This window comes from Alistipes provencensis (assembly GCF_900083545.1).
In the GTDB taxonomy this organism is placed as follows: Bacteria; Bacteroidota; Bacteroidia; order Bacteroidales; family Rikenellaceae; genus Alistipes; species Alistipes provencensis.
The window spans coordinates 1,925,815-1,938,661 of sequence record NZ_LT559262.1; the positions used below are offsets into that span (position 1 = coordinate 1,925,815).

The window sequence follows — 12,847 nt, forward strand, 5'->3', positions numbered from 1 at the left end:
TTATGAAAAAGTTCATTAAATATCCGATTTTGTTGCTCTGTGCACTGTCGATGGTGTCGTGTGCGGAGGACTTCCTGAACCGTTACCCGTCGAAACCTACCACGGGAGATTTCTTCAAAAGCGAGGAGGCTGCCAAACTGGCGCTGACGGGAATCTACAACGGTCTCTATCTTTGGTCAAGCGGCGCAAGCCTTCGTTACCGGCTTCCCGCCTTTGCCGTCTACGACGGTCTGACGGGACTGGTCGTAGAACGCGATGAGAATGAAACGCTCGGCTCGGGGCGGATCTGGCCCGATGACGGTACGATTCTTTCTTATTGGAAGGGGTGGTATGTAATCGTTCAGCGTGCCAACACCATGCTGGCCAATGCCAACGCTGCGCAGTCCGAGAATATGGCGCGTTACACCGCCGAGGCGCGGGTGCTCCGGGCCATGGCCTACTACTACCTGATCGCGATGTTCGGCGACGTGCCTTTCTTCACCGAACCGCCGAAGTTCGAGGACTTTAAGTGTCAGCGTACTTCGAAGGTTACGATTCTCGACTTCGTGCTTAAAGAACTCGATGAATCGGCCAAAATCCTGCCTGACTGGATCGCTTCCGAACGCGGGCGCGTTGACAAGGCCGCTGCTTACGGCCTGATGTCGCGTGCCGCGCTGATGGGTGGCAGCTTCAACTATAACAATGACGCGGCTCATTATTTCAAGATCGCGGCTGAATCGGCCGAGAAGGTGATCGGCAAGCGCGAGTTGTACAAGGATTTCGGCTCGCTCTTCACCACGGAGGGACAGGCCAATGCCCACAGCGAGCTGATTCTGGAGGCCTGCTTCTATGCAACGGGCGAAAAGAAAGATCACTATATTGGCTTCACCGAGACAAGTCGTTTTGCCGGACAAACTGGGCGTTATCCGACCCAGACGCTTTTCGACACTTTCGAGTGCATCGACGGCAAGCGTATCGACGAGTCGCCGCTGTATGATCCTACTGATCCGAAGAAGAATCGTGACCCGAGGCTTTATTCCACTATTTTCATCACGGGCGATACCATCACCGTCAATACGGGCAGCGGTAAGCTAAAGGTGATTCTCAATGCTTACGAAGGAGATCCGAATGACAAGGAGAACTACCGGAAGACTTTGAGTTATAACTATACCACGAGGACATGGGAAAAGGTGGATAATCTCGATTTCACGGATCCTGCGGCATTCTCCAGTTTCGCCAATGCGGGTAAGGGTTATATGTGTGCCAAGTTCCAGCGCGACAGCACGGAGAACATCGGCCAGTCGACCGTCAATTTCCCGATTCTGCGCTATGCGGAGGTGCTGCTGAACTTCGCCGAGGCGAAGATCGAACTTTGGGCCATGGGCGCCGAGGACGAGGACGACCGTATCTATACGGTGATGAACGAGGTCCGCAACCGTGCCGGCATGCCTGATGTAAGCGATGACCGAAAGGGCAATGTGTGGAAGATGCGTCAGTTGGTGCGCCGCGAACGCAAAGTGGAGTTCGCATTCGAGGGGCTTCACCTGATCGACCTGCGCCGCTGGGATATCGGTGCATTGGTGAACTCGCAGCCGATATACGGGATGCCCGAGGAGAAATACGGCGGTTTCAAGGCTCCGTATCCTTCGGTGCAGAAACTGCCCAAATTCGGCGAGAAGGGAGACGATTACGATCTGAACGACATTGCAATCCCTCAAGACCCTGAAATTCGTCTCGTGCGCGACAAGAACCGCAAATGGGAGCCGCATTACCGGTTGTGGCCTATCCCGCAGAGCGAGGTCAGCAAGACCGGCATGAGCCAGAACCCCGGATACGCCGGAGGTGCGACGGATACGTCGAATCAGTGACGGAGTGCCGTCGATCAATAATTGGCAAGAGGAGTTTTTGACGAGAAAATTCCTCTTGCTTGATTTTCAACTGTAATTTTAATGCTATGAAGTCATTTTTTGCAACCCTCGTGCTGCTGGCCGCGGTCGTGTCGCTGCCGGTAGGGTGCAGCCGTCCGGACGCCGATGTCGCTGCGGCACAGGGGCTGGCCGGACGCATCGTCCCCGGCTACGCTTCGAAGATACGTTTCGAGAAGCTGGCTCCCGCGGCGGACTCCGCGGACCGGTTCGAACTGGAGACGGTCGGCCGGAAGCTGGTCGTCCGGGGCAACAACGCCAATTCGATGGCCGTGGGCCTGAACCATTTTCTGAAATATTACGCCCGCACGAGCGTCTCGTGGTTCGCCGACCAGCCGGTCGAGGTGCCTGCCGAGATGCCCGTGGTGGCGGAAAAGGTCGCCCACAGCGCCCTGCTCGACGATAGGTTCTTTTTGAACTACTGCACGTTCGGATACACGATGGTGTGGTGGCAGTGGCGCGACTGGGAGCGGCTGATCGACTGGATGGCGCTCAACGGCGTGACCCTGCCGCTGGCGATCACGGGTCAGGAGGCCGTGTGGGCCCGGGTGTGGCAGAAACTCGGGCTCACCGACGAGCAGGTCCGCAGCTACTTCACCGGCCCGGCTCACCTGCCGTGGCACCGGATGTCGAACCTCGACTACTGGCAGTCGCCGCTGCCCCAGAGTTGGCTCGATGCGCAGGTGGAGCTGCAGAAGCGGATCGTGGCCCGCGAGCGGGAACTGAACATGAAGCCCGTGCTTCCGGCTTTCGCCGGGCATGTCCCCGCGGAGCTGGGCGAAATCTACCCCGAGGCTAAAATCTCGCGGATGAGCAAGTGGGGCGGTTTCGAAGACCGTTACCGCAGCCATTTCCTCGACCCGCTCGATCCGCTTTTCGCGCGGATTCAGAAGGAGTTCCTCGCCGAGCAGACCGCACTTTTCGGTACGGACCATATTTATGGCGCCGATCCGTTCAACGAGGTCGATCCGCCGAGCTGGGAACCGGAGTTCCTCGCGCGGGTCTCCCGGACGATCTACGACACGATGACCGAGGCCGATCCCGAAGCCGAATGGCTCCAGATGACGTGGCTGTTCTACCTCGACCGCGACAAATGGCACGACGATCGGATCGAAGCGTTCGTCAAGGCCGTACCGCAGGACAAGATGCTGTTGCTGGACTACTATTGTGAGAATACGGAGGTGTGGCGCCAGACCCACGGCTATCACGGACAGCCCTATTTCTGGTGCTACTTGGGCAACTTCGGCGGCAACACGATGCTGGTGGGCAATTTCGACACCGTTTCGGAGCGCCTCGACGGGGTATTGGCCGAGGGCGGAAAGAACCTGCGGGGCCTCGGCTCGACACTCGAAGGGTTGGATTCGAACCCCTTTATGTACGACTACGTTTTCGAGCGTGCGTGGGATTTTTCGGTCGACGACGACCGGTGGATCGATGCGCTGGCCGACCGGTATCTGGGGCATGAGGATGCGGATTACCGCCGGGCTTGGGACGCCCTGCGTAAAAATGTCTACATCACCTCTTCGAAATACGGCCACTGCCCGCTGCTGAATGCCCGTCCCACGCTGGAAGGTATCCTGACGGGTACCACCGATGCGGAGATCAAATACGACAACGACGAGTTGTTCGACATCTGGGCGAAGATGATCGATGCCGGGGATTCCGGGCGCGACACCTACCGGTTCTGGATCGTGAACGTCGGCCGGCAGGCGCTGGGCAACCTCTTCCTGCCGCTGCGCGACGAGTTTACGGCGGCCTACCGGGCGAAGGATCTCGCGCGGATGAAGGAGCTGCGGGAACAGATGCTGGAGCTGGCGGCGGATCTGGAGACGCTGACGGCGCAGCACGGCGCTTTCTCGATGCAGAAGTGGATCGACGACTCGCGCTCCTTCGGCAAGACCCCCGAGGAGCAGGATTACTACGAGGTGAACGGCCGCACGCTCCTCACGACGTGGGGCGACCGGGCGCAGAGCATCAACGACTATGCCAACCGCACATGGTCGGGGTTGGTGGCGGACTACTACGCCGTGCGCTGGCGGATGTTCCTCGATGCGGCGGTCGGCGCCGTCGAAGCGGGGCGGACGTTCGACGAAGAGGCGATCTTCAACGCCATGGCCGATTTCGAGAAGGAGTTCGCCGACAGCACGAAGCCGCTGACGCAGACCCCTGCAAGCGATGTCTGTGAGGTCGTCCGGGAACTTTACCTGAAATACAAACCCGAATCCGCAAAATAAAGACCGGGACAACGATGAAAAAGAAACTTGTTTTTGTGCTGCTGGCGGTGGTTGCCTGCTCGCAACTGCTGGCGCAGGGGAGCGCTCAGACTCCGATGGTCAAGATACGCATCACGCCGACGAACGGCTCGTGGGACTACCGCGTCGGGGAGCGGATCAAAATGGCGGTGAGCGTGGAGCTGAACGAACTCCCGCTCCGCGACGTCGCATTCACCTATGAGGCCGGTCCGGAGCTGGTCGAACCGACGGTGACGGGGCAGGCGACGACCGGGAACGGCTCCGTGACGCTCGACCTCGGGCGGATGGACAAACCCGGATTCTTCAACCTCGATGTCCGCGTCAAGGTCGGTGGGGTGGACTACCGCCAGTGGAAAACCGTCGCCGTAGACAAGGAGCGGATCGAACCGACGGTGACGATGCCGGCCGATTTCCGGTCCTACTGGCAGTCGCAGCTCGACGCCGATGCAGCCATGCCCCTCCGGCCCCGGATGGTGCTGCTTCCCGAGCGCTGCACCGACAGGACCGATGTCTACGAGGTGAGCTACCTCTACACGCCTCAGGGCGGACGCTTCTACGGCATTCTGTGCATTCCGAAGGCCGAAGGAAAATATCCGGCCATCCTGCGTGTGCCCGGAGCGGGCGTGCGGAGCTATCAGGGGAGTGCGTGGCAGGCCGACAAGGGCTTCATAACGCTCGACGTCGGGATTCACGGCATTCCGGTGACGCTCGATCCGGTCGTTTACGAACGGCTCTTTGCGGGAATTCTCAACCGTTATTACACGATGAATCTCGAAAGCCGCGACGATTACTATTACAACCGGGTGATCCGGGGCTGCAAGCGGGCCGTCGACCTCATTTTTACGCTCGACAAGTTCAATGGCAAGGTCGGCGTTCAGGGCAGCAGCCAAGGCGGTGCCCTGACGGTGATGGTGGCGGCGCTCGATCCGCGGGTCTGCTGTGCGGCGGCGGCCCTGCCGGCGATGAGCGACATGACGGGCTATCTTCACGGCCGTGCCGGAGGATGGCCCCAGATTTTGAAAAATCCCGCGGAGTGCATCTATAACCGGAAGGAGATCGTCAATACGCTGTTGTATTACGATACGGTTAACTTCGCGCGCCTGCTGAAAATCCCGATCTATTACATGCTGAGTTACAACGACAAGGTGTGTCCTCCGACTTCGACTTTCTCGGTCTACAACGCGACCACGGCGCCCAAGCGGATGCAGCTCACCCACGAGACCGGCCACTGGTACTATCCCGAGCAGGCCGGGCAGATGGATACTTATATTGAAAAGGCTTTGCTGTGACCCTGATCGAAAAAAGAGTTGTACGATATGTGCAGCTCTTTTTTTTCGGTGGATGCGGGTCCGTTGACGGCATTTTTGTACCTTTGTCCTATGGATTGCATAGAAACGGACCGATTGATATTGCGGCATTTTACGAGGGACGATGTCGATGCTTTATTCGCTCTTCTGAGCGATCAGGACGTCAACACGTTTTTGCCGATGTTTCCGTTGAAAGACACCGGGGAAGCCGAAAAGTACCTTCGGGATATCGAAAATTGGATTCAGCGGGGAGGGTTTTACGATGCGATTTGCCTGAAAACGGATAATGTTCCTGTCGGCTGTATTCATGTCAGCGGCGATGACAGCCATGATTTGGGATACAGCCTCCGGAAAGAGTTTTGGCGCAAGGGAATCACTACCGAGGCTTGCCGGGCGGTGGCCGATATGCTGAAACGGACGGATATTCCGTATGTTACGGCTACGCATGATGTGAATAACCCGAGGAGCGGACGTGTGATGCAGGCGATAGGAATGAAATACTGCTATTCCTATGAAGAATTGTGGCAGCCCAAGAATTTTCGGGTTACGTTCCGAATGTATCAGCTGAATTTCGACGGACGGCAAGATCGGATATATCGGAAATATTGGGACAAATACCCGGTTCATTTCGTCGAGGAGGTCTGAACATGGTTTACACAATGGTTTAAACAACCTGCCGTAAACCTGCGTAAAACCGCGGTGAAAGGGGGAAACAAAAAAGACCTGCCGATCGGCAAGTCTTTGATTTTCAGTGGGCCCAGAGGGGCATGATCCCACGACCTTCGGATTATGAGTCCGCTGCTCTGACCGACTGAGCTATGGGCCCGGTCCAGCGCCTGCGGGGCGCTTTTGTGGCGCAAAGATAGAAAAACTATCCGGATTGCGCAACCCCGGAGCGTATCGGGTGCGAAAAAATTTACACGCAGGCTTGTTTGTTGCGAATTAATTCGTACCTTTGTCGCGCTTAAGCATTAATTAAATACAAAAACGACGAAATGAAAAAGGGTATTCATCCGGAGAATTATCGTTTAGTGGCGTTCAAGGACATGTCCAACGACGTCGTGTTTTTGTGTCGGTCCGCCGTTTCGACAAAAGAGACCATCGAAGTGAACGGCGAAACCTATCCCGTGTATAAGATGGAAATTTCCAACACGTCGCACCCGTTCTACACCGGTAAGATGAAGTTGGTTGACACCGCTGGTCGCGTCGATAAGTTTATGAGCCGCTACGCAAAACGCTACGATAAGAAAGGCGCAAAATAATCACATTGTGCGTCTTGATCCCAAAACGGGCTGCAACCGGAGGTTGCGGCCCGTTGTTTTTCGTATGCCGGGGAGTGCCCGGAACAAAATTTGCGGCAGGGGAGCGAAATAGTTGAACAACCTGCTGATTTTTAATCTATATTTGCACCTGCAGGCAAACGGGATTTTAATCGGATCGAAATTATGAAAAACTGCATGAAACATACTCTATTCGCTGCGGCGCTGGGCGCCGCGGTCGCCCTTACGTCGTGCGTAAGCCGGCAGGTCGTCGTCGAGGCCGAGAACCAGCGGGATTCGCTGGCGACGGTCGTCAGCGCGAAAGACTCGCTCATCAACGCGGTCTTTGCGGACATCAATTCCATTTCGGAGAACCTCGCGCTGATCAAGTCGCGCGAGAACCTCATCACCGTGGCCGGGGCAGCCGAGGGAGGCCGCCGTCCCGTTGCGGAGATCAACAACGACATCGCCGCCATCGACCGCCTGCTGCAGGAGAACAAGGAGAAGATCGCTTCGCTGCAACGTTCGGCAGCCCTGCTGCGCAAGGCCAACCTGCGCATCGCAAGTCTGGAGAAGATGATCGCCGACATGAATACCCAGCTCGGGGAGAAATCGGCCGAGGTGGACCGGCTGCGCGAAAAACTGGCACAGATGGGTATCGAGGTAGAAAGTCTTTCCCAAGAGGTGGCCGTCCGGAGCGCCGAGGTGGAGAGCCTCAGCGGTGAGAAGATCGAGTTGCAAAACCAGTTGAACACGGTCTATTACATCGTCGGTGCCGAGAAGGAGCTGCGCGACGCACAGATCATCAACAAGCAGGGATTCATCGGCCGCACGCTGACGGTGGGCAGGAACGGCAATCTGGACAGCTTCACGGCGGCCGATTCGCGCCTGCTGACGGAGATTCCCGTCGGGCAGAAAAAGGCTTCGGTCGTCACGTCGCATCCCGAGGATTCGTACCAGTTGGTTACCGGCGCCGACAAAATAGTCGAGAAATTGATCATCACCGATCCCGTGCGGTTCTGGGAGTCGTCGAAGGTACTTATAATTAGTTATAAATAAGAGCTTTAAAGCCTATTCGCAATGTCTTTTGAAGTCCCTGCCGACAACGGCGGGGACTTTTTTTACCTTTCACCGCGACTATGGGGTTGGCTTTCCGAATTTTTTTGTACTTTTGTCCCAAATCTCACATTGGTACTTTATGGATTATCAACCCCAACCGCAGTTTGTGGAGTCGTCACTGAAAGAGAGCTGTACTGCGGATTGTAGTAGTTGTCCCACATTCCCTGCTCCGTTTCGCCGCATCGGCGACTCGACTTACTGCAGGTTTTCGCAGTTGAGCTTTGCGGCGGGAGAGGGTGCGTCCTTTCCGGCGGACCGCATGGTGCGCATCCTTTTCATCCTGTCGGGGTCGCTCAAATTCGAGCACGGCGCCGATACGGTCCGGCTGGTGACCTCGAAACAATGCGTGTGTCTGGCCCGCAACGAGAGTTTTGCGGCTACCGCGCAGGATGACGAGACCCATGTGGTCGTGCTGTCGCTTATCCACCGGATCGAGTTCTGCGAGCAGGATATTTTCGACAGGGTGATGCCCTACGATTCGGTCATTCCGACCGAAAGCGTCCCGACGCTTGCCATGCATCCCTCCATCGAGCATCTTTTGGGCTCCATTTTTACGATCCGGCAGATGTCCAACTGCGTTCGCTACCACCGGATGAAGGCCACGGAGCTCTTTATGATGATCAAGGTGCTCTACACGCCGACCGAGCATGCTTATTTCTTCCAGTCGATGATTCAGCCGCAGGACAATTTCCGCGTCTTCGTCTGCAACAACTACGACAAGGCGCAGGGTGTGGCCGAGTTGGCTTCGCTGGCGGGCATGAGTCTTTCGGTCTTCAAGCGCCGCTTCGCCGAACATTTCAACGACAGCGTCTACCACTGGATGATGCGGCAGAAAGCCCTCAAGGTCTTTTCCGATATCCGCGACGGCGAGGACAGCACCAAGGTGCTGATGAACAAGTACGGATTCCGCCACTACACGCAATTCAGCCGTTTCTGTAAGAATTATCTGCAGGCGACGCCTGCCCAGTTGATCTCTTCGATCAAAAAGAAATAAGACCGGCTGTGATTCTGACTTGAAGGAGGCTTCCCGCAGGGAGGCCTCCTTCGTTCGGTATAATTGTACGAACCGGGCAAGGCGTACGCCATCTCCCTCCCTGAGGGAGGGTCGGGGTGGGGTCAGATTTGTAAATGACGCCTAAGGCGGCAGGGACGGCGGCCGGCAGCGGTCGGCACATGGAAACAGGAGATTGCTTTTTTCAGCGTTCCAATATGTAAACGTTCAGGTCGATCCACTCTCCGTCGGAGAGCTCCTCGCCCCGCTGTTCCACATGGCTGCGCAGGAATCCGAGCCGTTGGGGAATCCGGTTGCTCGGCAGGTTGCCCACGCCGCAGCGAATCTCGATGCGCCGCATGCCCATCTGCGTAAAAGCCGTTTCGCAGAGCGCCCGCACGGCGGCTGTCATGACGCCCTTTCCCTGCTGCTCCTCACGCAGCCAGTAGCCGATCTCGATGCTGTGTTTCTCGGCATCGGCCGATTTGAAGCCGATCAGTCCGGCGAATGCCTTGCCGTTGCGGATCGTGTAGACCGGGTTGGCTGTGTCGGCGAGCATTCCGGCCACCACCGCTTCGCTCTGTTCGACGCAGTGGGTCTCGGCGACGAACGGCAGCCAGCGGCCGAGGTGCCGGCGCTGGGTGTCGATCGAGCGGAAGATATCCGCGGCATCCTCCGGGCGGAGCCGCCGGAGCGCATAGGGGCCGAAAAGGGGAATCGTATCCATATTGTGAAAGGTTTTCAGAATTTAAAGATAGTAAAAAGAACGGACGGTTCCAAAACCCCATCGCGGGCGGTCCGGCGCGGCTTTCCGGCCTCCTGAGCGTGCCGTTACGACACGAATGATGCTGAAAACAGGCGGAACGCGTATATAAAAATAGGTATGCCGGGCCCGGAAATAGGCCATCCGGGAGGGGCGCGGATGCCGACCGGACCGGCGGATGAGATAGTTGGGTGCGAAAGGCGATATTTTTTTCGGAAGCTGTTGTGTTATCCAAAACTTTTCCTATCTTTGCACCCGATTTCGCCCGTGAACCAATGGCGTTCGGGCGCGGTTCTTTGAGAAGAGTTAAAAAGTAGAAAATTTATTCCGAATAATTTGCGCGATAAATTTTTTATGCCTACTTTTGCAATCCAAAACGGTGAATACTGCCGATGTAGCTCAGTTGGCCAGAGCAGCTGATTTGTAATCAGCTGGTCGGGGGTTCGAATCCCTCCATCGGCTCGGACAGCCGACGCAGGGAGGAGCGAAAAAGACGTCTGCCGCAGGCAGCGTTCGGAAAAAAATTTGACGATCAAACTTGTTTGAGAAGGCAAATTATTTTGAGAACGAAAATCCCGAAGGGATGACGGATTTCGCAACGATAAGCAGCGGCGGGATGAAAGCCTCTCCAAAAAGGGAAAGACGAGCGGCGTGTAACGCAAGTGAAGCGAAGCGAAGTCAATCCCCTTGGAAAAAGGAAAAGGCCGAGTGAAACGAGCCAATTCCTCAAGAGGGGGGGGGAGAGGACGCAAGAAAAGGGAAGTTACCAGAGTGGCCAAATGGGGCAGACTGTAAATCTGCTGGCTTACGCCTTCGGTGGTTCGAATCCATCACTTCCCACTAAAAGAAGAGTGCCGGTTGGAGTTGCTGGGTCTCGGGCGTCGTCGAAAGGCGGCGCGAGGGAAAAGGATGACTCTGATACGGTCTGTTTTTGCGGAAGTAGCTCAGTTGATAGAGCATCAGCCTTCCAAGCTGAGGGTCGCGAGTTTGAGCCTCGTCTTCCGCTCCACTACGCAGCAGCGTGTGATGCGAACGCCTCCGTCGAACGGAAGGGGAGTTTGCGTCGCCCGCTTGTTCTGCGGATTGAATTTTAAAACTTTAGGACAATTTTTAACAATACTTTAAATACTTAATACTATGGCAAAAGAAAAATTCGACCGGTCGAAACCGCATGTAAACATCGGTACCATCGGTCACGTAGACCACGGTAAGACCACCCTTACCGCAGCTATCACGACTGTTCTGGCTAAGAACGGCCTCTCGGAGCTCCGTTCGTTCGACTCGATCGACAACGCTCCCGAGGAGAAAGAGCGTGGTATCACGATCAACACCTCGCACGTTGAGTACCAGACGGCCAACCGCCACTACGCTCACGTAGACTGCCCGGGCCACGCCGACTATGTGAAGAACATGGTAACGGGTGCCGCTCAGATGGACGGTGCCATTCTGGTTGTTGCCGCTACGGACGGCCCGATGCCCCAGACCAACGAGCATGTACTGCTCGCCCGTCAGGTGAACGTGCCGCGCATCGTTGTTTTCCTGAACAAGTGCGACATGGTTGACGATCCCGAAATGCTCGACCTCGTCGAGATGGAGGTTCGTGACCTGCTTTCGAAGTATGAGTACGATGGCGACAACGCTCCCATCATCCGTGGTTCCGCACTCGGCGGCCTGAACGGCGAGGCCAAGTGGGAGGAGAAGATCATGGAGCTGATGAACGCTGTCGACGAGTATATTCCCATTCCCCCGCGTGAGAACGAGAAGCCGTTCCTGATGCCTGTCGAGGACGTGTTCTCGATCACCGGCCGCGGTACCGTGGTAACGGGCCGTATCGAGACCGGTGTCATCCATGTAGGTGATCCCGTTGAGATCGTAGGTCTCGAGGAGAAGATCATGACTTCGACCTGTACGGGCGTCGAGATGTTCCGCAAGCTGCTCGATCAGGGCGAGGCCGGCGACAACGTAGGTCTGCTGCTCCGCGGTATCGACAAGAAGGACGTAAAGCGCGGTATGGTACTCGCAGCGCCCAAGTCGATCACCCCGCACACGGAGTTCGAGGCTGAGGTCTACATCCTGAAGAAAGAGGAGGGTGGCCGTCACACGCCGTTCCACAACAACTATCGTCCCCAGTTCTACCTGCGTACGATGGACGTAACGGGTGAGGTTCACCTGCCCGCAGGCGTCGACATGGTTATGCCGGGCGACCACGTTACCATCACCGTGAAGCTGATCTATCCGGTGGCTCTGAACGAGGGTCTGCGTTTCGCAATCCGCGAGGGTGGCCGTACGGTAGGTGCCGGTCAGATTCTGAAAATCGTGAAGTAATTCACTTCAGATATTCCGGGAGGCGGTAAACCGTATCGCCTCCCTTTTTAGGAGCATAGTTCAAGGGTAGAATAGCGGTCTCCAAAACCGTTGATGGGAGTTCGAATCTCTCTGCTCCTGCCAAGAATAAAGGAAGAAGATATGTTGAATTACATTAAAGAATCCTACAACGAGCTTGTAAACAAGGTGACGTGGCCTACGTTCCCGCAGCTCCAGAACTCGACGATCGTTGTGATGGTGGCTTCGGCCATCTTTGCCGTTGTCGTACTGGCGATGGACCTGACGTTCGAGAACATGATGGCCGCCATCTACAAGACCCTGGGTAATCTTGGTCGTTAATTTCTGCTGAAACGATGAGCGAGATTAAGAAACAGTGGTATGTAGTCCGTGCTATCGGTGGCAAGGAGGCGAAGGTGAAAGAGTATATCGAAGCCGAAATTCGCCACAACCACCTCGAGGATTACATCTCTCAGGTGCTGATCCCTACCGAAAAAGTCTATACCATCCGCAACGGTAAGAAGGTCTCGAAAGAGAAGGTTTCTTATCCGGGTTATGTGTTGGTGGAGGCCGCTTTCGTGGGGCAGATTCCCATTATAATTCGTAATACTCCCAATGTGCTGGGTTTCTTGGGCGACACCAAAGAGGACAGCCGCAAGATGAACGCCACGCCCCTGCGTCCGCAGGAGGTTGCGCGCATCCTTGGCCGCGTCGACGAGATGAACGCCATGGAGGAGGAGAACGAAATACCATTCTTTGTCGGCGAGACCGTAAAAGTTACGGACGGTCCTTTCTCGAGCTTCCAAGGTACTATCGAGGCAGTCGACAACGAGCGCAAGAAACTCACGGTATCGGTGAAGATATTCGGGCGCAAAACTCCTATGGAGTTGGGTTTCACTCAAGTAGAAAAAGAATAATTAACCAAGGAAA

Annotated in this window: 11 protein-coding genes and 5 tRNA genes; 14 read left to right on the forward strand and 2 right to left on the reverse strand. The window is 56.1% G+C overall.

Annotated features, from left to right (window positions below; all coding sequences use genetic code 11):
* The first annotated feature begins 2 nt into the window (after positions 1 to 2).
* From BN5935_RS07555 to BN5935_RS07570, 4 genes are all read left to right on the forward strand, one after another.
* The gene (locus BN5935_RS07555; RefSeq protein WP_064975569.1) at positions 3 to 1,847 is read left to right on the forward strand and encodes a RagB/SusD family nutrient uptake outer membrane protein; all 1,845 of its coding nucleotides are present in this window, start codon (positions 3 to 5) and stop codon (positions 1,845 to 1,847) included.
* Positions 1,848 to 1,933: 86 nt separating this feature from the next.
* A complete protein-coding gene (locus BN5935_RS07560; RefSeq protein WP_064975570.1) occupies positions 1,934 to 4,138 on the forward strand; it encodes an alpha-N-acetylglucosaminidase in 2,205 nt (734 codons plus the stop codon).
* A 14-nt stretch (positions 4,139 to 4,152) separates the two neighbouring features.
* On the forward strand, positions 4,153 to 5,445 hold the full coding sequence (locus tag BN5935_RS07565) for an acetylxylan esterase (RefSeq protein ID WP_064975571.1): 1,293 nt from the start codon (positions 4,153 to 4,155) through the stop codon (positions 5,443 to 5,445).
* A 90-nt stretch (positions 5,446 to 5,535) separates the two neighbouring features.
* Positions 5,536 to 6,108, forward strand: a complete 573-nt coding sequence (locus tag BN5935_RS07570; RefSeq protein ID WP_064976881.1) for a GNAT family N-acetyltransferase — start codon at positions 5,536 to 5,538, stop codon at positions 6,106 to 6,108.
* 107 nt (positions 6,109 to 6,215) lie between these two features.
* Here the strand turns inward: BN5935_RS07570 and BN5935_RS07575 are convergent.
* Positions 6,216 to 6,289 (reverse strand) — tRNA-Ile (locus BN5935_RS07575).
* A gap of 169 nt (positions 6,290 to 6,458) precedes the next feature.
* On the opposite strand from BN5935_RS07575, the gene BN5935_RS07580 reads away from it, so the two are divergent.
* From BN5935_RS07580 to BN5935_RS07590, 3 genes are all read left to right on the forward strand, one after another.
* Positions 6,459 to 6,725, forward strand: coding sequence for a type B 50S ribosomal protein L31 (locus BN5935_RS07580; protein ID WP_010266563.1), 267 nt, complete (start codon positions 6,459 to 6,461; stop codon positions 6,723 to 6,725).
* A 195-nt stretch (positions 6,726 to 6,920) separates the two neighbouring features.
* The gene (locus BN5935_RS07585; protein WP_064975572.1) at positions 6,921 to 7,781 is read left to right on the forward strand and encodes a Cbp1 family collagen-binding glycoprotein adhesin; all 861 of its coding nucleotides are present in this window, start codon (positions 6,921 to 6,923) and stop codon (positions 7,779 to 7,781) included.
* Positions 7,782 to 7,920: 139 nt separating this feature from the next.
* Entirely contained in the window at positions 7,921 to 8,835 is a 915-nt protein-coding gene (locus BN5935_RS07590; protein ID WP_235821045.1) for a helix-turn-helix domain-containing protein, read from the forward strand.
* A 202-nt stretch (positions 8,836 to 9,037) separates the two neighbouring features.
* On the opposite strand, the gene BN5935_RS07595 is transcribed toward BN5935_RS07590, so the two are convergent.
* Positions 9,038 to 9,559, reverse strand: coding sequence for a GNAT family N-acetyltransferase (locus BN5935_RS07595; protein WP_064975573.1), 522 nt, complete (start codon positions 9,557 to 9,559; stop codon positions 9,038 to 9,040).
* A 424-nt stretch (positions 9,560 to 9,983) separates the two neighbouring features.
* Here BN5935_RS07595 and BN5935_RS07600 point away from each other — a divergent pair.
* From BN5935_RS07600 to nusG, 7 genes are all read left to right on the forward strand, one after another.
* Positions 9,984 to 10,057: transfer RNA gene (locus tag BN5935_RS07600), tRNA-Thr, on the forward strand.
* 295 nt (positions 10,058 to 10,352) lie between these two features.
* Positions 10,353 to 10,435: transfer RNA gene (locus tag BN5935_RS07605), tRNA-Tyr, on the forward strand.
* 93 nt (positions 10,436 to 10,528) lie between these two features.
* Positions 10,529 to 10,604: transfer RNA gene (locus BN5935_RS07610), tRNA-Gly, on the forward strand.
* A 128-nt stretch (positions 10,605 to 10,732) separates the two neighbouring features.
* Positions 10,733 to 11,920, forward strand: coding sequence for an elongation factor Tu (gene tuf / locus BN5935_RS07615; protein ID WP_064975574.1), 1,188 nt, complete (start codon positions 10,733 to 10,735; stop codon positions 11,918 to 11,920).
* 49 nt (positions 11,921 to 11,969) lie between these two features.
* Positions 11,970 to 12,043: transfer RNA gene (locus tag BN5935_RS07620), tRNA-Trp, on the forward strand.
* 18 nt (positions 12,044 to 12,061) lie between these two features.
* Complete coding sequence (secE, locus tag BN5935_RS07625) at positions 12,062 to 12,259, forward strand: preprotein translocase subunit SecE (RefSeq protein WP_064975575.1); 198 nt, start codon at positions 12,062 to 12,064, stop codon at positions 12,257 to 12,259.
* A 14-nt stretch (positions 12,260 to 12,273) separates the two neighbouring features.
* Positions 12,274 to 12,834: a transcription termination/antitermination protein NusG gene (gene nusG, locus BN5935_RS07630; RefSeq protein WP_010266552.1), complete on the forward strand. Its 561-nt coding sequence runs from the start codon at positions 12,274 to 12,276 to the stop codon at positions 12,832 to 12,834.
* Positions 12,835 to 12,847: the final 13 nt, after the last annotated feature.